This window comes from Halococcus agarilyticus (assembly GCF_000334895.1).
GTDB classification, from domain to species: domain Archaea; phylum Halobacteriota; class Halobacteria; order Halobacteriales; family Halococcaceae; genus Halococcus; species Halococcus agarilyticus.
The window spans coordinates 1-18,705 of sequence record NZ_BAFM01000028.1; the positions used below are offsets into that span (position 1 = coordinate 1).

The window sequence follows — 18,705 nt, forward strand, 5'->3', positions numbered from 1 at the left end:
GGTCGCCGCCGCCGACCTGGAAGCGCGCTTCTTTCCGGTGTTCGAGGCGGAGTACGAGCGGGCGGCCGATTTCGCGACGACCATCGGTGACCGCGAGAATCTCGTGAACCGTGGGTGGCTCCGCGAGAGCCTCCACCGCCGAAACCCCTATGTCGACCCGCTGAACGTGCTTCAAACTCATCTCCTCGACCGCGAGCACCGGACCGAGACCGAAAAGCGGGCACTGCGTCTGACGGTCAAGGGGATCGCTGCCGGCATGAAGAACACCGGGTAAGGAATGCGGCGGTGTTCAAATGTGGCTAAAAAGTGAGGTGCAGTAGGATTTCAGTGATTCATGCCAGAATCCACCGGCCTCAACGCTTGCTTGGATGTGGACTGCCCACTCGTTCAGGGCCGCAGCTATTCAGTCGATACATTAAAAGATGGACTTTAGCGATGTACATACTCTGGTACTCTCTGGTGTTCTGCCCACAAATTCTTCAAGGAGAAGCACATGCGTTGAAACGGCCGACTGCTTCCGGAGAATCCTCGTCTGTCATGGTCCACCTTGCAGGCGAGTTTCTCAGTCGGCCTTGACTCAGAGATCAGTTATATTGATCCTCTACATACAATCATTTATGAAATTAGAGTTCTCGGTATCAATTTCGAACTCAGTCGTGTATGAGCACTCTACCTGCCCGAGTTCAGAGAGTACATCATTCTCGATCGGTGCTGGACCCACCCTGCTGATCCGCCTCTTTGAACGCGTTGGTCATCTGGTTGGCGAGTTCGCCGGCCTCGATATGTGAGTAGTGCTCACGAACTACCTCCTCGGAGTTGTCGAGCGCTCGGGCGGCGGCCGCATGCCCGGACGTTCGTACGAGAACTTCACCCGCACCGCGTCGAGCGCCGTGGGGCATCAGATAGTCGTGGTCGTCGCCGAGTTCGATACCTGCCTGATCGCACAGTCGCTTGAGGACGTGTCGGCCTGCGTCAGTCGTCATCGACGGTGGCGTGATATCGAATTCAACGCAGACCTCGATCAGCGAGCGGTCTGTATACATCGCTTCGATCTCCGTATCGGTGTACCCGCGGGAGGTCAGCGAATCCCTCACCCGCTTCGAGAGCGTTGGTCGATGGAACGAAGGAAACACCGGCCAGCTCTTGTCTGGTGCGTCGAGGACCTTCTGGTACATTCGTAGCGGATGGAGTGCTGGCTGGGGGAGACCCCGATCGTCGAGGCGCTGCTTCTTCGCGAACACCGTCACGTAGCGATCCTCGAGGTTGATGTCTTCCCATCGAATTCCTTGCCGTCGCTCGTCACTCCTATCTCGGAGAATCTCCGCACCTCGCACGCCGGAGTACGACAGAAGATACACCAGAGCGCGGTCACGGCAGGCCTTGATGGCTGTCTCTCGATCATTGTTGACGTCGTCAATCGCGGTGCTCGCCTGCTCGTCGACAAACGTCGTGAGCTGGTGGCGATCGTCGTCGGACCACGCCTGTTGGTCGCCGCTCTTGTGACCGCCGTCGTCGGGGATGGGTTCGGTCGCGTTGCGCCGCTGGGCAACGTTCTCGGCAAGATGTCCTTCGCGAACCGCCCAGCCACAGAACGCCGAGACGTACGCGTAGTAGGTCCGAACCGTGCCCGCCGTCCAACCCTGACGGGCGAGGTAGCGAGCGTACTCGCGGAGGTGTCCTGAGTCCAAGTCCTCGAACGTCGTCACAGTGTCCTCGTGATCGGCAAGGAAGTCGGCAAACCGAGCGAGCTCTCGACCTGCGTCCTGGCGGTAGTTCCCGCTCTCACCACGCTGACCTTTCCCCTTGTCCGTTAGAAAGTCCTCGACGACCGCTTCGATGCGCACCACGCTACGCGTCTCCACTGCGTTCGCTGGATTGATCACCGCTTTCAGGGCGAGTAACCCGGGTTCTGGGTTGTCGCATCTGGTGTGCTGTGGGGGAGGGCGGGGTTGGTTGTAAAAGTACCCGTCCTTATTCGATTAAGCACGAGTAAACAGCCATTCCGGTAATTCCGTCGAATTCGTGGAATAGAAACGGTCTGTAACCGTTATCCGCACTTATATACTATATGCTGCTATAGAAATAGATCGTCGAACGCTCCAGCCTCCTCATCAGTGGCTCTGTCCGCGAAGATGGACTGGCGTGCGGTATCTTCGAGCTCATCAGCGTCTACTGCCTCCTCATCGAATTCGAGAGCATTGGCCACTACATCCGGCAGTTCCGGACGAGGTGCATCCTCGTGTCGCTGGATCCGCTCGGGTTTGACCGTATTGTCGTGGACAGCCCGGAGAACCGGCACACCGCGCAGATATTTGAATTCGTCCAGTACCTCGATACCTCGTTCGGTCAGGCCGTAGAACTTGCTCGGCTGATCCCGTTTGCTTTTGTTCTCCTCAGCGATGTACACCGCAATGAGATCCTGGTTATTCAGTACGTCAAGCTGGTCGAGGATCGCGGATTCGCTCTTCTGAATGTAGTAGCCCAACTCCGTCAACGACAGCAGGTGTGTCGGGTGGCCGAGAATCGCCTGGAGGATATGGTGACGGGTCTCCTGCGACAGCAGCTCGTGTATCTCGCGCTGTGCCTCGAAGGGTGAGGCAGGGGTGGCGGAAGGCGTTTCGCTCATGTTCGTCGCTTGGAACTGCGGCGATATAATGGTTTGGCTATACCCAGTGAGATATACTAAGTTGGTATATTTGTCGATTACCAAGTCGTTTCGGAACGACTAAGGGCGTATCGAGCTGATTCCGACTGCAATGCCCCCGTCGCCTCCCGACGACGCAGCACGACTCAAACAGGCTCTCGGTCGGGCGTTACAGGTGCCATTGAGTGTTGCTGACCGCAAACAGGCCATCGACTTCCTCCGGACGGAGGTGCCCGCCTTCGAGGTCTCTGGCCGGACGACGTATCTTGTGCTCGGCAGCTACCGCGACGGTTTCGAACAGAACCTCCGTCTCGTCCAGAGCGAACTCAACAAGCGAACTGATACGTTCGCCGCGGTCGTCGGCGATCTCCGTGATCCGGAGTTCAACGAACGATCGGCGTTCGCGATCAAACTTCATCTCACGGCGACGTACGCCGACTGGGTTGTCGGCGTCTACGAGAAAGAATCCGGTGGCGAAAGTCCTGAACTCGGCGTCATCTATTCGCTCTACTTCAAGAAGACGCACGTCCTCCCGCGCGACTACGCGTGGATGACTGACGGCAAAGTGAGCAGTCCGAACGAGGTGCGTCGCGCTGCCCTCCAGATCTTCTTCAATGATGATCTCAACGATGAAGAGAAAGCATCTGAGTTGGAAGGTTTATATCGGCTGGTCAAAGACCACGACATCGACATCACACGCGAAGAGATCGAGGAGACGATTCGACAGCGAGAGCAATCGGACGAGAGTCCAGCTTCGTACAGTTGGGTGCATCTCAGCTTCTTCCGTGATTTCGAACGAACCGACCACTGTCACCCGTGGTTTACCACCGAAGAACTGAGGGACCAGGCGAACACCGTTCCCGGTCCACGTCTACCCCAATGGGAAGCCGACTGGGAGCCAGATGACGTCCTCTAACTACACCACCGGACGTCGACTACGACGGTGATGCATCTAACGCCTCGATATGGTCGTGAAAGGTGTCAAAGGCGTCTCGTTCAGCGGTCGGCCGCTCACGCTCAGTGGCGAGCACCGTAGGTGGTTCCATCAGCGGCCTCGTCGTCGGTGCCATCGTCGGAATGGCCGTCGCCGCGCAACCGGCCATCACCGCTCGGGCAACCGTTGATCCGGTCTCCGTCCGGTCGTGCGTCACCGTGCTGTTCGTCCCCTCTGGTTCGTCTGTTCGCTCTGCGATGCCCTCTCTATGCCCTCAGACGAGCTTGTTGACGAGGCCGGCCGTGACCGGCATCCGCGGAGACACGCCCTTGCAGGCGTTGAACATCATGTAGAGCCACGCGGCGAACCCGCCCACCGTGAGCACCAGCCAAGCGTGTTCGTGTTTATCCTGGACAGGAAGCGGGGTTCGGGAGGCCTGCCGCCCCCAGAAGATCCTCGACAAGCGGTGACAACCAGTCGTCGGCCAGAGTGTAGACGATCGACTTCGCAACGTTGCAAGCGAGCATCAGGAGTGCCGCACGTACCTGTTCGTCGAGCTTCGACGCATCCATAATAGTAATAGTGAGCGCGGCAGCGCCGTACAGTCGTGCCAAGGTCTGGCCATAGGCGGCGACGACCCCCAGGGCGAACGCACCGGGTCCGGTCAATGCACCGGCGGCCGCGGCGCTGGCGATGTAGAGGTTCAGCATACTGATGACACGATCGATCTCCTCGATTTGCCTGCGGATACCCGCTGCCTCTGTACCGCCACCACTACCATCCTCGAGGATTCCCATCACCTCGCCCGTCTCGTAGTCGACGTTCCAGAAGGCGGCAAAGAGGGATTCGAAGGTCCCGTCCGCTGGTAGCAACTGATAGTCACGCCCGTTGTACGGATCGAGCAACCTCTCCCACTTGGCACGTTGCTCGTCTCGCCAATCGTCGTCATCCACGTCGCCATATTCCTGCAGATTAGCCTCCGCCAAGAGCGAACGAGTGCTGGTTTCGAACAGCGCGCTCTCGACCACGGCCAAGCGGGCGGTTTTATCGAGAGTACGGCGGAACGCCTCCTCCGGATCGGCCGCCGCCGTGGCGAATCCCGCGAACGGGAGGAGGTCGGCGTGGCGCACGATGTACTCCCTGCCAAAGACTGGCCGCTGCTGATACAGCGCCACTCGGGGACCGGTCTGAAACGTCAACGATCGGTCAGTGATCGCTTCCGGTAACGGGGCCGTGAGTTGGAACACTTCCGGTGGAATCTGTGCGAACCCCTTCTCTTTTTGTCGCTGTATCTCCTCTTGATCTTCGTCCACCAGCGCCTTGTCGAGCCCTGCTATGGAGAGTTTCGCTCCCAAGAGGTCATCGAACCAGACCGAGAACGGTGGTGCGGCGGCCTCGAAGGCCAAGGTATGGCTTCCGAACAACGCCCCAGTGACTTCGTCGATCATCCCCTGCGTGACGGCCTGCTGGTAATGGCGGGCGGGATCGTAGCCAGCCAGCGTGCGCGTCACCTCCTTCTCGTTCACAGTCACGGTGAGATAGAGACCGGCTAGATGGGGCGGAACCGCCGACGAATCGGGAACGGAGTATTGATCCCGACCCTCGGTGTCGTCCCCCAGGCTCACAGTGACCTCCCGCTTCCCCGACGTGTCGGATGGCACACCGTATGTCAGCACATACGTCGGGAGTTCCGGGACGTGCTCCGCGAGGGCATCCATGATGGCTGCCTCAGCGGCAGTGTGCTCGCTTGCGGGTTCCAAGGCACCATCGGTGATGTCGGCCATCTGCTGGAGCGTCTCGTCGGTATCGTCGTCGTGAACGCTCAACATCACGGCCGGGGGCCCTTGTCGGAGTGCGGTTTCGATTTCGGGGGTGAGTTCGTCGTTGACATGTCCGTCGGTGGCGTAGACGATGAGGTTAGCGTCACTGCCTGCAGCCCGATTTAGGTACGTCCAAATGTCGGAGCTGGTCTCCCAGTGCGTGATTTTCGCGTTCGGGTACGTCTTGATGATACGCTGGCGGAGGGTCCCTACCAGTTCGTCCATCCCCTCACCGAGGTACCGATTCGGCATACTACTCGACGTGTCGGAGAGAAGCGTTACCCGTGGGGTGGCCCGATTGGTCGTCATAGCCACGCCGACCGGTTGGTCTTCGTCCATGACTCCAAACGCTGTCGCCGGGAGTCCCTCTACCGGATTTCCATCCGTGTTGAATGCGCGGACGTTGAGACGGATCTCCGGATACCGGCCGCTGTCAGCGGTGACGTCGAGCTCGGCGACGTCAGCTGTAACAGCCGCCGGTTCGGACTCGACGAACGGCTCGCCGTTGCGCAACACGGTGCCGTCGTCATGCACCTCTAGACGGTCGCCGGCACGGGTCACGGCGTCACCCATGACCGAGAGCTGGTTCATCTCCTCTTCGTTCAGATCCATCGCCTGGACCGTCAGTCCCGGGAGGAACGTCTGGATGTCACGGAACGTTACGTCAGGACGTTCGAACGGATCGATACCCGGCAGCGTCTGGACGAGCAGTTGGCGACCGACCAGTTCGTCGGCGCTCCACGTCCCCGTCACGAGATCGAACGGCTCCTCGGGAATGTCGGCTGTTGCGGCCGAAAGGGTGATCTCGATCGGTAGCGGCTCGGTCGCCTCGGGGGGTTCTTCGAGACGCTCGGGTGACACTCCGGCCTCGCCGAACGGGACGCCCGGGGTGAACAGATTCGCGTAGCGCTCTTCACCATCGACCACGACGCGTACGATCGGCGTGCTTCCCCAGCGCCAGTCGAACTCGTGGGGTGCTCGTCGCTCGTCCGGTAGCTGCTCGAAGAGCGAATCAGCGAGCCGAAGACTCTGCTGACCGTCGCCGTCGATGGCCTCGACCTCGGGCTGTTCCTCTGTCGGGAGCCCTAGACGCTCGTTCCACTCGGCGAGCTGGTTCTCCCCGATATCCGGAGCGATGGAGCGCTCGATCGGACGCCAGAGGAGGTCCTGGACGGCTGCCTCCTTTCGCTCGCGGTCGTCGACGAGCCGATCTGAGACAAGCACCTCGACGTCGAATTTGGCGCGGTGATAGAGATCAGCCAGTAGTTCTGCCTTCTCACGGGGTGTCCCCGCGCCGCCGCGTAGCGTGCTGCGGACGCCCCAACGCGTCACCTCGTCCGTGCCACTCAGACCGTTCACTTCAGTCGGATACGTGGCGATTTCATCGCGCACGAACCGGAAAATGATCTCGGGATCGCCCTCGGTGACCAACTGCTCAGCGCGGGCGGGCAGGTGATCAGGGCTGGTCCGAAGCGCCGCCTGTATCTCCTCCCAAACATCGAACGGGAGATGCCCGTCGTTCGAACGGCTCAGTCCACCGAGTTCGATCCCTTGGCATCCCGCCATCCCCGCGGCGGCACCCAAACCGACCGTCTTTAGCAGCGATCGTCTGTCGGTCGTCAGGTTTCCGGAGGCTATCGTGCGTTCGTCGGGTGATTGTTTGTTCTTCGCCATTATTGTGGTCGGGTTGGTGTCCTGCGTGTGGTTTTCAGGTAGCCCCGATGCGGTGCGACCCAGGAGCTATTCCTGCTCATACTCAACGAGTTCGACTTTGAGTTCGAGCTCGCCGTCCTCGGTGTAGATGGCCGCGTAGGGAGCGATCCCGCCATCGGAGCCGCGGATGCAGCCCTCACGAGAGGGCTGGCCGTCGAGCGTCGTTTGGACGAAAAAGCACTCCAGTCCCCCGTAGGTGCGCTTCTCGATGACTTCGGTGACCTGGGTGCCCTCCTCGGTGGAGCTCTGCTTGCGATTGCCAACCGATGGATCGGTGAAGCCCATCTCGAAGAGGTAGAGCAGGGAGACACTCTGGAGCGTGGAGACCGGCACGTAGGCCTGGTTGAGGAACAGCTGAGCCGAGGCCTCCTCGGCTGGCCCGGTCGTGCTTGACTGGAACTGCTCGCCGCCGAACTCGTAGTCGACACTCGTCGTCACCTCGCCCTCGCCCGCCGCCTCGATGTCATAGATCAGCCGCCCGGTGACCTGCTCGCCGGTTTCTTGATCCATCCCTGCGAGGTCGAACGCATAGTGACCCGGCCGGCTCAGGTTGAACCAGCTCTCTTCTGCCTCGGCATCCCCACCGAACACCGAGCCAGCAGCGCTCGCCCCATCCCCGCTGTTGTCGGCTCCACTTCCATTGCCAGCATCGGCGTCGCCACCATCGCTACCCGAACCCGTGTCCGCACCGTCGGAATCGTCGTCAGCCCCATCGCCGTCGTCACTGCCAGATGCGGCGGTCGTGGTCGTGGCATCGTCACCTGCGTCACCGTCCGGCTCGTTACCGCTCGGTGTGTCGGCCTCCGCGACTGAATCGCCATCACTGCCGAGGCCGCCGATTCCAGCACAGCCCGCGAGAACGACCGCCAGCGCCAGCGCGAGCGTCACGAGGACGCGCGCATTCAGCTTCGTGCTCAGTAATCTCTTCCACCCGCTCCGTCCGTCTCGTCCGCTTGATTCGTGCATGAGTTCGTGATTCGCGTTGTAATGTTCGTCGTTGATCGTTCTTGTTGGGTGTGGGTTCGACCCCCGAGGCAGAGTTCGGTTCACTTACCCATGGTGAACGACTCCATGATCTTGTCCAGAAGCTGGCTGGTTTCCTCATCGATGCCGGTTCCCGATCCCGCCTCGATTTGGTAAAGATTCCCATCTGCGACTACGTAGAGAAATTTCGTTTGAGTGACGGCCCCAGTCTCGTCGCTGTTGATCTTGTACTCGAAGAAATGTCCCTTCTGACCGCTCGACAACGCCATCTCCTCGCGTGATACGACCTCGATGCGATCCCCGAATGCGCTTATCACCCCGTCGGCGAACCCTTTCGCCGTTTGCCCGTTAGACTCTTCGACGTCTACGGTAACGTCCGAGCCGTCGCTTCCTTCGAGGTGGACGCTTTCCGACTCCTCCGGGCCCCCTTCGGAGACTTCCCAATCTGCAGGATATTCGAGGCTGTACCCGTGCTCGCTGTTAGTGTACGTCTCGAACCCGGATGCATCGTTCCCCGTCGCTCCGGAGTCGCCGCCGTTCCCAGCGTCGGCCTCGGTGTCGGTGTCGGCGTTCGAGTCGGCCGAACTGCCGTTCTGTGTGCCGTCGCTGGCATCACTCCTGCCGTCGGTCCCGTTTTTCGCCGCCCGAGTCACTGTCACTACCGCCTGAGCTACCGCCGCCGCCCGAGCCGCTGCTACCGCCGCCGACACAGCCTGCGACGCCTACCATACCAGCGGCGAGCGCGCCCGCGCCGAGCGCCTTCAGGTATGTTCGTCTGTCAGTTTGTCCGTCGTCCGTAGTAGTGTGTTGCATTGTCGTCTGTCCGTGGTTAGGTCGCCCCGAGGGCGAACGAATCAACGATCCGCACCGCGATTTCTCTGAACGGGTCGTCATCGTTCCAGTCCACCCCGAGGGTGTAGCCAGTCGTGCCGTCGAGAACGAAGAGATACGCGAGCTGCCAGCGCTGGTCGCACATCCCGTTCCGATAGACGTACTCGACCGCCCGGCCGGTTTCGCCGCTTTCGAGCGCGATGTCCCGACGGTCAAGTGCCTCGACAGCCCGGACGTGTTCGTCGGCCGCGAGGTCGTCGATAAAAGCCGCGACGTACTCCCCAAGCGTGAGGTTAAGTCCCTCGTCGACGTATACTACTGCTCCCGCCGAGCCAACTCGGGCACCGAACGATGCCCCACCTGGCACCTCCGGCTCGACCGTCCAATCTGCGGGATAGGTGATCCGATAGCCGTACTCGGGGTCGGTGTACGTCTTGAACGTCAGTTTTCCGTCCGATCCGTCTTCGTCCGCACCGCCGTCACTGTCGATTCCATCTCCGCTGTTGTCGGACCGACCGCTGCCGGAACGTTGAGCGACGTTCGCGCGTATCGCTCTCGTGGCGATGGTCCGACGCGCTCGCCCGTTGTATGGCCGTTCGGTTGTATCCGTCATCTCCTCTCCTGATTCGTGGTCGTTCATCGCTTCTCAGACCAACTTATCAGCGATGCCCGCTGCCACCGGAAGGCGGGGTGTCTCGCCTTGGTAGGTCTTGACCATCAGGTAGACCCACGCGGCGAACCCGCCGACGGCAACAACGAGCCAGACCAGACCGAGGATCAGCGAGAACAGACTCCCGACGAGGAACATGCCCGAACTGCTGCCGAACGACGCTACCGATACAACCGTCCCAAGGAAGGTGAGGGCGATGTACGTCACAATGAGCAGACCGTTGAACGCCATGCTCTGAGCGGCGTGCCACCGCACGAATCGGTCGTCCTTCTCGATCAGGAAGAAGATCAGTCCCGAAACGATGCCGAACAGGTATGATAGTGCCCCCGCAACGTTGCTATCCAGTCCCGATTCGCTCTCCGCAGCCGGTGCCGCGGGCTCTTGTTCGATGTCTTGTGTGCTGCTTGCCATTGGTTTTCTCCGTGTTTCGTTTGCTGTCTTTCGTTCGTCCGCACAAACGGCGGCGGGTTCGTCCGCTCACAACTATGGAAAAGAGTGACACCAGATTATAGTCACCGAGTAGATTTGTCTCAACACCTGAAACCGTCTCACGGCCTGAGACAGTTTTGTTTGGTGAGTTCACCTCGCTGCTCTCGTAACTCGTGCTGGAGCCGTCTACGGTGAGCAATAGTAGCGCTCGAAGAATCGGCCCAATCGACGATTTGGTCTGATTTGTGGGTTCAGAGAATCGATGAGCGGTCGGGCCCGATCTCGCATCATACAGGAACTAGTAGCTTTCACTTGTATCTCACATTCATCCAGTAGTTATAGGTAGTTAGACACACGAGAATGGTAGAAGGATTCAGTCCGATGAGAACCGATTCAGTACAGTCCGGCTAGGAGACGGGAGCCCCTGATGACTCTTTTAGCGGTTATGTATGTTGCGCTGCTCGGCCTCTCAGCTGCGATCACTGGCGGGCTAGCGGTCTACGCGTGGCATCGCCGGGACGAACCCGGAGCGGCCCCGTTCGCCGGATTGATGGCAGCGACGTCCGTCTGGACGGTCTGTGCGGCCGCGACGCTACTGGCGCGAAACCCAGAGATACATCTACTCATTGAGCAAGGACAGTGGGCCGCGACCGTATTCGTCCCGGTCTTCTGGGTGCTGTTTGCCCTGGCGTACACCGGTCACGACGAACTCGTCTCGGGACGAACTGTGCTGTTGCTATCGATAATTCCGGTGGTGTCACTCGCACTTGGACTGACGAACCCATTACACGGTCTCGTCTGGGCGGACACCCGCGTCTACGTCGCCAGCGGCGTCGCAATCGCTACCAGACTGCCCGGTGATTGGTACTGGGTATTTGTGGTCTACGCTTACGCGCTCATCGGCACCGGAACATTGTTGATACTCAGATTGGTGTTCGTCTCCGATTACCTCTTTACTGATCAGGCAGTCCTACTGGTCGTCGGCACGACCGTTCCACTGGTCGGCAACGCGGTATCTGTGACCGAAGTGACGCCATTGCCGGGAATCGACGTCACACCGTTTGCGTTCACCGTCACGGGTCTCACGTTTGGATACGCACTGTTTCGTCGTCGGTTGTTCGAGTTGATGCCTGCGACCCGCCGGTTGGGACGCGATACCACCATCGCCACCCTCGACGACGGTATACTCATTCTCGACAGCAACTATCACGTCATCTATCTCAATCCCGAAGCCGCCGATGTCCTCGACTGCAATCCCCGAGAAGTACTCAGTGCACCGGCAGCAAACCTCATCGACACTTCCGTCATCGAATTCGATGTGCCGGACGCGCTCGCTGAACTCCATATCGATGGGCGATTCTACGAGGCGCGGTCATCTACGATTACGGACCGGCGTGACCGCGAAATCGGACATACGCTCGTCCTCCACGACATCACCGCGCGCAAGCGCCGCGAGCACCGCCTTCGAAAACAGCGTGACGAGCTCGCACAGCTTGATCAGCTCAACGAGGCCATCCATGACAGTACTCAAGCGTTCGTGAGCGCTACCAGCCGGAACGCTATTGAGACCGTCGTTTGTGACCGGCTGACTGCCTCGTCCCTGTACACCGAAGCGAGTATCGTCGTCGACCCAACCGATGAAATCGTTGCCGGTAATGGCGGTGAGAAAATCGAGAGCGTTGACACATCGATAGTGATTCCCACAACGGGATCCACTGGAGAGTCCATTCCGTCGGTTTCCGAGACACTACCCGACGTTCTCGATACCGAACACGGCTCATGGGCGGTCGTCCCGTTGGGATACGGCCAGTCGATCTACGGTGCACTCGTTCTCTACACGACGCGCTCCGATGCGTTCGAGTCACGAGAGCTCACGGTTCTCGGCCAGTTCGGCGATACGATCAGTCAAGCCATTAACGCCGTCGAGAACCAGCGGCTACTGCTTGCCGACACCGTGACCGAACTCGAATTTCGGTGTCCCGACGATACACTCGCAGAGGTCACGGCGAAAGCCGCCTGTCGACTCTCTCTCAACGGACTCGTGCCCGCGAGTGATGACGAGATACTCGTCTACTACCAAGCCACGGATGGTTCCGCACAGCACGTTGTGGACGCCGCGTCAGGTATTGAAGCTATCGCCGGCACCCGGATAGTCGATGACGCAGACGACATGGTCGAGTTCACACTGACGGATCAATCGGCACTACTGGCACTTTCGGAAGGCGGAGCGAATGTCCGTACCGCGGAGGCCGACGAGGGAGAGTACCGGGTGGTCGTCGAAGTCGCTCCAGAGACGGATATTCGAGCACTCACAGAGCGCGTCCGCGAGTACTGTCCGAGAGCGACGCTGGCTGTAAAGCGTGACCTCGATCGCCCGGTAGAGACAGGTCGACAGGATGCGCTCCCCGACGATACTCTTGACGAACTCACCGACCGTCAGCGCGAAGTGCTGGAGGCTGCCTATCGCGCTGGCTACTTCCGGTGGCCCCGCGACCGGACTGCGGAGGAAGTCGCCGAATCGATCACTGTTAGTTCACCGACTCTCCACAAACATCTCCGGCGCGCAGAAGAACAGCTACTGGATAGCCTGTTCGACCAGAATGACGACACCGATTGACCACGAAAACGGGAGAGTGAGTGAACGCAATCGCCGACTCGCTCGTTGGGCAGATACACTCCGTGGGCATATATGATACTGAAACGCGAGACGTGACTTTTTCGAGAAAAACACGGTCAGGAACCCTCTATCGGCGTCGGTTTATGATATCTAGCCTCCGGCTATACCCTCCAGAGTGCGCTCTAACCGCATGGAGAACGATACCATGGCAACAACCGAAAGAACAGTGTTACAAACGAATACGGAATCGGCAGAAGAGAAAGCAGCCCAAAATGCTTCACGCACCACCTCACGGGCGCCTCATAACACGATGGCGGAGAATCCAGTGATGGACACAACTGCGTTCATCACGCTCGTCAGGCGCGCACCAGCGCTCACCGCGCTGCGCGAGCAGCCACTGGATCGTCGTGACCTCGAAACGTGCCTCGACGTGTCGAAACCGACCGTCCACCGGCTCACGCGGACACTGAGTGAAATGAGTCTCGTCGAGAGATCGAACGGAGTGTTCACGCTCACGGGATTGGGCAAAGCGATCGCCGACGTAGTCGCCGAATTCACGCGGAACGTCGAGACGGCCTACCGGCTCACTCCCCTCCTGGAGACCATCCAAGACCGATATCTCGCCTTCGATGTCACAGCATTCGCAGACGCGACTGTGACGACTGCCGAGCCGAGCGACCCCTATCGTCCAGTGCAGCGGTACTGCTCACTCATCGAGGAAACGAGAGTCCTGCGTGGATTCGACACCACGACACTCTCGCCACAGCACCTCGATGCGGTACACAGGCGGGTTTGTGACGGTATGGAGACGGAACTCGTCTATCCACCGGCCGTCGCCGCTCATCTTCTATCGACGCATCCAGAACAGATGGCAGAAATGGTCGAAAGCGGTTTTCTCGATGTTCGTGCTCATGCTGACATCTCGCACGGACTTGTCCTCTTCGATGAACGGGTCGGGGTCGGGAGTTACTGTAAGACTACTGGCGCGCTACAGGCATTTATCGACACCGACGAGCCCGCTGCGTACGAGTGGGCCGAAACGATATACGACGCCTATTGGACAGAGGCCGAACGGTTCGAGATGCACCCCAATCCATCTCTGCGGCCCGTCTAAATTGCTTGACTGCAGGGAATACGCTATGGAGAACACACACGATGAACGAGATCGAACAAATGGAGACGACCAATGGCGGTATGGAAGCGACGGCGAAGATGGGTGTGAGGGTTGACGGCGGTGGGAACTCGGTTCCCGAGGGAAGAGATATTTCCGACAGCAATGTGAGATACAGGAGCCAAACGGCCACGATAGTGCCGAGCAAGGAACAGTCGTCGATCGACGAATCCACTCACGAAAGCGATACTGAACGGGCAGTGGCGACTGTCACCAACCACCAACTCTGGCCAGAAATGACGCCCTGTGAGAACGTGGATGGAAAATTTGTATTCACGTTTGATCGCCCCATGACCTGGCACGTCACGACTGTCATCAACGATACGAGCGTCGTGACAGTCGAGTTAGCTCCGTCAACAGAGGGAGAAGGCACACACTCACACGTACTACAGATCAGACAAACACTCCAGCCGATAAAGACCGAGAGATTCGAACGATACCAGCACGACACGTACCGAAACCAGCCGAGAGGAAAGACAATCGACCCACTCCAGTTTGGCAGACGAGCGGTGGCCGTCAGTGTCGACACCCGAGAGCAGTCCCACCAGTGGACGGTCGTCCTCCCCGCCGATAGTGGCTTCTACCTGGCCAAACTCACCACGGGCCACACTGACGACACTACGGACCAGATTAACGACGAATCTCCCGGCTGTATCGAGGAGCTATGGAAACTCGGGATACAGGTTCTGTACAGCTTCCGGCCGAAGGCTGCCGAAACAGTGCTCCAATAGACGAATAACGCATCGGTAATACAGATACACAGCGGTCAAACCGAGCGTGACGACGACAGCGAGTGGGAGTCTGGTTTGACAGGACTGTCGAGTCAGTCGTACTCGGTTTCGTAGTGATCAAGCAGTTCCAGCAGCGTTTCCATGCCGCGGTCAGTGTCGAGACCAAAGAGGGTGATATGCGCGCGTGGATGCCGTCTGGGTTCGGGTTCGAAATGCGCCGTCAACTCGATGCCATCGGCATGGTCGTAGCCGCGAATGTGGACCTGCCACCAGTCGAACCCGGATGGATGCGCGAAGCGTTCGATTCGCCGAAAGTTGAGTATTTCGTCGGGGTAGTTGTACGACACCGCCCACCCCGGAACGAAGTCGTTCCGCCTGAGCAGATTCGCTACCATCTCTTTCGACTGTGGAACGATAACTGACGGTTCCGACGGTCGCGGTCTGGTAAAACACAGCCTCCGGAGCCACCGGAGACTCCCGTGTAGGCTTTTGAGCGGCAGGTGTTGAGCCTGCCGTACAGTAGCAATGGATGTCGTAGCCGCGCTGCTGAGGAGTGGCCGTTGTATGAGAGCCTCTGTGTGGGCGAACACTGCAGCGAGCCGCGCAGTCACCGCAACCGCGTCGCTAATCGTTCCCAACCGCCAACAAATGAACTGCTGTAGGCTACGGTCGCTCATATTTTACAAGTTCAATCCACGTATCGGCCGTGGCGTTCTCGTCGTAGAGAACCACGTAGGCGGGCAGTCCGAGGTTGGTCGAGACACAACTCTCGGCACTTCGCGTCCCGTTGATGCTGAGTTCGGTGACAGAACACTCCACGCCCGCATAGGAGTCCGTACCCTTGGTTTCGTATTTGACGGCTTCATCGGCTCCAGACGGGAGGGGCTGGCCTTTGACGATGGGAGTCACATACCCCGCAAGATAGAGGCTCGTCCCCAGCGTGGCTGCGAGATTCATATGGGTTTGTAGGTCGGTTAGTGCCGGCGAGGCGTTCGTGGCCTGAGTGACGTTCATGAACCCGAAGGCGACTTCCTCTTGAGTCCCCGCAATCGGTCGCTCCATCGTTTTTCCATCGAGTTCGTAGCGTGTCGTGAGCGTGGCCGTCTCGTCGGAGGCTTCCTGTACATCAACGACGAGTTGGCCGCGAGCCTGGCGACCCTCGGCACTCGGGAGATCGCCTTGGCCCATCGCGATTTCGTAGGTGTACGTCTCCGGCCGATCGAAACCGAAGCCGATCGGCGTCACGTTGGTTGGCACGTCGGTAAGGTTGCCCACTGCGGACGCATTGAGTACGCCACCCATCGTGTCGTTGAACGTGTCGTTCACCGCTTCGTTTACCCGTTCGTTTACTGCATCGTTCGCCCGCTCCTCCGCACTATCGATCACGCCAGCGCAGCCAGCCAGAACGGTACTGAGTGTCACAACCATCGTGACTACGGTTCGCGCCGTTACGACTGTCTTCGTCGTTCCATCACGTTTCATCATCCTATTACCTGTCCTGTCGTTGCTGTTTCTGTTCGTCCGCTCGTCCGCCCGACTGTACGAGTGGGTTCCGTCAACACCGCTGAGAACGGGTGATGCCGGATTATACTCATCGAGTATAATTGTCTCAGCATCCGGAATCGTCTCGGGTACTGAAACGGTTTCACGCGGTGATTACAACTCGATACGGGTGTTTCCCTCCGATAGAGTTGCCTCCAGGGTAGCTCGGGAAACAACAACAATGGATCTCGACAAATTCGTGGACTCGCATGGACCACAGGAGACCGCAGAAGCATTCGAGCTCGAAAGCTCGAAACTCCTCGATGTCTCGCTCGATGGAAGCGTCATGAGCAAGGCAGGATCGATGATCGGCTACACCGGTGACATCTCTTTCGAGCGCAAGTCCTCCGGTGGACTGAAAGGAATGCTGAAAAAGAAAGTGTCCGGTGAGGGCGGCGTGATGATGCGAGCTGAAGGAAACGGCCACCTCTACCTCGCTGACGCAGGCAAAGAGGTTCAGATCCTCGAACTCGATGCCGACGACGAAATCAGTGTGAACGGCAACGACGTCCTCGCATTCGAAGAGAGCATCACTTGGGACATCAAGATGATGAATTCAATCGCCGGGGCGTCTTCAGGCGGGCTGTTCAACGTCTACCTCAAAGGACCAGGACATATCGCCATCACCACCCACGGCAACCCACTCGTCGTCCCGACACCGGTTCGGACTGATCCCCACGCGACCGTGGCGTGGAGCGCCAACGTTTCGCCGAGCGCGAATCGCGACCTGAATATCAAGAGCTTCCTCGGACGCTCCTCGGGTGAGACCTTCCAGCTCGAGTTCGCCGGCCAAGACGGGTTCGTGATCCTCCAGCCCTACGAGGAGGTCAATCCCGACCAGAGTGGCGGGAGCGGCGAAAGCGGTGGAACCGGCCAGGGAGTCAGCGTCAGCGATTTCCTGTAAGTTCGACAGCTTGGAGGCTGTGATTCGTCGCCGTTCGTGAGGACGGACAAAACGACGTACTCTCAGTACCTCACAAAGCACGCCAGTTGACTGCTTCTGAGACCTGAATTGGGTGGAGCAATCGGCACCGAGCAACTGCTGAGGAGAGCGGTTCGACACCGAGAGCATCGTACCTGTCGCAGTCGGCGGCGGAACGCCGCCGACGCGACGGTGTTGCCACTCGCCGAGCGGGCGTTCTCGGTCGGTGGATTAGCGCCTGAAGCGGTCGTCTGGTGGCTTGTTTGCGGGGACGGCGCGACGCACCGCGAGCGCCGTCTCCGCTGCTCGCCGTACCATCCCGAGGAACTCGTCGAATCGCCACGACCACCTCTGGAAATCCTGCTGGTTGAGTAAACCGCCGCCGTCACTATAGTTGTTCGGGGAGATCAAATATTGATACACTTGATACAGAAAACCACTGGCGGGCGCTGGTGTATATCACTATGCAGTCGGTGCTGTAGGTATTCACACCCGAGATACCAGTCGCTCACGACAGCAGCAGACTCGTTGGAGAGGGACGCCGCTCAGGCGTCCCTCACGAACTCACGCCTGGTGGGTTATACACCTCCTTTCTGGTAAGCATATGGTAGATTGAGACCAGTAATTTTCGTGCCGTCGCGACGATCGCTTCTTTCGAACTCATTCGTTTTTGTAGCCGGTCATAGAACCGGCTCAAGTACTCATCGTGACTCTTGTGGACTGCTGTATGCGCACTCTGAACGAGTATCCAACGAAGATCGCCGGATCCTGTTTTGGAGATCCCACCTTCGAACCGCGAGTCGCCAGACTCGCGGATCACCGGATTGAGTCCTGCAAAGCTCACCGTTTGTTTCGATCCGTCGAATCGCTCGATCTCACCGAGTTCAGCGTAGATCAACAACGCCGAGTAAGAGCTGACACCTGGAATCGTCATCAAGAGCTGCGTCTCGGGAAGAGACGCAGCTCGATCTTCGATCTCTTCTTCGAGCGAGGCGATCCGTTCGGTGAACGCGTCGATTGTTTTGAGATACGTCTCAAGGAGTGTCTCCCACGGCGCTTCCAGTGAGAGTTCCTCAAGAAACTCGCGTCCTTCAACGCTCAGTGGTTTCACTTTGCGTGTGATCCCCTGCTGATCGAGCAGTCCATGGATCTTGTTGATGTATTCTGTGCGATCCTCAACGAAGCTTTTCCGGCCGCGCACGAGTGCGCGGCACTCCCTGATCTCCTCAGGCGGCACGTAACTCTCAGGAATCGATCCCAACCGGACCAGTCGCGCGAGCTCTATTGCATCAACTCGATCCGTTTTTCGATCCGAATTGGCGATCAGTTTCAACTCTGCTGGGTTGGCTACGGTGACATCCAGATACTCATCGAGTGTATCGTGGATGGTGTAATAGTTCCCAGTGCTTCAATCGCCGCTTCACCCCCAGCATACTGCTGGGCGATCTCGTTGAGGTTCGCGTTTTGACACGAACCTCTCTGATTATCTCACCATCTTCGTCGCGCACTGCAACTTGCGATTCGCGCTTGTGGACGTCGATTCCTAGGTACATGGTTTTCTCTGGAGCGGTAATGCGTGATGTAGAGAGCCACCTCTTCGGGCTTTCCCGGCTGCCGCCCGGAGCGGCAGCCGGGCTGGTACGCCCAGTACTCGGCTTCCTTCGCATTTGGACCAGTCAGAGGCTCGCGCTCTGTTG

Annotated in this window: 15 protein-coding genes and 2 pseudogenes; 6 read left to right on the forward strand and 11 right to left on the reverse strand. The window is 58.9% G+C overall.

What is annotated here, in order from left to right:
- A partial coding sequence (locus tag TX76_RS15810) for a phosphoenolpyruvate carboxylase (protein ID WP_154019110.1) occupies window positions 1–274 on the forward strand: 274 nt, incomplete at its 5' end.
- 421 nt (window positions 275–695) lie between these two features.
- Here the strand turns inward: TX76_RS15810 and TX76_RS15815 are convergent.
- Window positions 696–1,847, reverse strand: a complete 1,152-nt coding sequence (locus TX76_RS15815) for a tyrosine-type recombinase/integrase (protein ID WP_049903802.1) — start codon at window positions 1,845–1,847, stop codon at window positions 696–698.
- Window positions 1,848–2,074: 227 nt separating this feature from the next.
- A complete protein-coding gene (locus tag TX76_RS15820) occupies window positions 2,075–2,626 on the reverse strand; it encodes a helix-turn-helix domain-containing protein (RefSeq protein ID WP_049903804.1) in 552 nt (183 codons plus the stop codon).
- Between the two features lie 199 nt (window positions 2,627–2,825).
- Here TX76_RS15820 and TX76_RS15825 point away from each other — a divergent pair, with 199 nt between their 5' ends.
- Window positions 2,826–3,560 (forward strand): hypothetical protein, encoded by a 735-nt coding sequence (locus TX76_RS15825; RefSeq protein ID WP_049903806.1) that lies wholly within the window; start codon window positions 2,826–2,828, stop codon window positions 3,558–3,560.
- A gap of 422 nt (window positions 3,561–3,982) precedes the next feature.
- Here TX76_RS15825 and TX76_RS15830 read toward each other — a convergent pair whose 3' ends face one another.
- The 5 genes from TX76_RS15830 to TX76_RS15850 all read right to left on the reverse strand — a co-directional run bounded on the left by TX76_RS15830 (window position 3,983) and on the right by TX76_RS15850 (window position 10,007).
- Entirely contained in the window at window positions 3,983–6,829 is a 2,847-nt protein-coding gene (locus TX76_RS15830) for a hypothetical protein (RefSeq protein ID WP_154019111.1), read from the reverse strand.
- Between the two features lie 309 nt (window positions 6,830–7,138).
- A complete protein-coding gene (locus TX76_RS15835) occupies window positions 7,139–8,077 on the reverse strand; it encodes a hypothetical protein (protein ID WP_049903812.1) in 939 nt (312 codons plus the stop codon).
- Window positions 8,078–8,157: 80 nt separating this feature from the next.
- Entirely contained in the window at window positions 8,158–8,748 is a 591-nt protein-coding gene (locus tag TX76_RS15840; protein WP_154019112.1) for a PsbP-related protein, read from the reverse strand.
- Window positions 8,749–8,924: 176 nt separating this feature from the next.
- Window positions 8,925–9,539 carry a hypothetical protein gene (locus TX76_RS15845; protein WP_228842412.1) on the reverse strand — a complete coding sequence of 205 codons (615 nt, stop codon included), beginning with the start codon at window positions 9,537–9,539 and terminating at the stop codon, window positions 8,925–8,927.
- A 33-nt stretch (window positions 9,540–9,572) separates the two neighbouring features.
- Window positions 9,573–10,007, reverse strand: coding sequence for a DUF4870 domain-containing protein (locus TX76_RS15850; RefSeq protein ID WP_049903818.1), 435 nt, complete (start codon window positions 10,005–10,007; stop codon window positions 9,573–9,575).
- 445 nt (window positions 10,008–10,452) lie between these two features.
- Between TX76_RS15850 and TX76_RS15855 the strand changes: the two genes are divergently transcribed.
- The 3 genes from TX76_RS15855 to TX76_RS15865 all read left to right on the forward strand — a co-directional run bounded on the left by TX76_RS15855 (window position 10,453) and on the right by TX76_RS15865 (window position 14,544).
- Entirely contained in the window at window positions 10,453–12,642 is a 2,190-nt protein-coding gene (locus tag TX76_RS15855) for a histidine kinase N-terminal 7TM domain-containing protein (RefSeq protein WP_079890867.1), read from the forward strand.
- Between the two features lie 328 nt (window positions 12,643–12,970).
- Entirely contained in the window at window positions 12,971–13,756 is a 786-nt protein-coding gene (locus TX76_RS15860) for a helix-turn-helix transcriptional regulator (RefSeq protein WP_049903822.1), read from the forward strand.
- A 41-nt stretch (window positions 13,757–13,797) separates the two neighbouring features.
- Complete coding sequence (locus tag TX76_RS15865) at window positions 13,798–14,544, forward strand: hypothetical protein (protein WP_049903825.1); 747 nt, start codon at window positions 13,798–13,800, stop codon at window positions 14,542–14,544.
- A gap of 92 nt (window positions 14,545–14,636) precedes the next feature.
- Here TX76_RS15865 and TX76_RS16925 read toward each other — a convergent pair whose 3' ends face one another.
- Window positions 14,637–14,891 carry a hypothetical protein gene (locus TX76_RS16925; protein ID WP_154019114.1) on the reverse strand — a complete coding sequence of 85 codons (255 nt, stop codon included), beginning with the start codon at window positions 14,889–14,891 and terminating at the stop codon, window positions 14,637–14,639.
- A gap of 316 nt (window positions 14,892–15,207) precedes the next feature.
- Window positions 15,208–15,972 carry a hypothetical protein gene (locus TX76_RS15875; RefSeq protein WP_154019115.1) on the reverse strand — a complete coding sequence of 255 codons (765 nt, stop codon included), beginning with the start codon at window positions 15,970–15,972 and terminating at the stop codon, window positions 15,208–15,210.
- Window positions 15,973–16,267: 295 nt separating this feature from the next.
- Here TX76_RS15875 and TX76_RS15880 point away from each other — a divergent pair, with 295 nt between their 5' ends.
- Window positions 16,268–16,990, forward strand: a complete 723-nt coding sequence (locus TX76_RS15880; protein WP_049903828.1) for an AIM24 family protein — start codon at window positions 16,268–16,270, stop codon at window positions 16,988–16,990.
- 249 nt (window positions 16,991–17,239) lie between these two features.
- Here TX76_RS15880 and TX76_RS18715 read toward each other — a convergent pair.
- Window positions 17,240–17,437: pseudogene (locus TX76_RS18715) on the reverse strand (hypothetical protein); the annotation flags it as partial.
- A gap of 127 nt (window positions 17,438–17,564) precedes the next feature.
- Window positions 17,565–18,561: pseudogene (locus tag TX76_RS15890) on the reverse strand (IS110 family transposase).
- Window positions 18,562–18,705 lie beyond the last annotated feature (144 nt).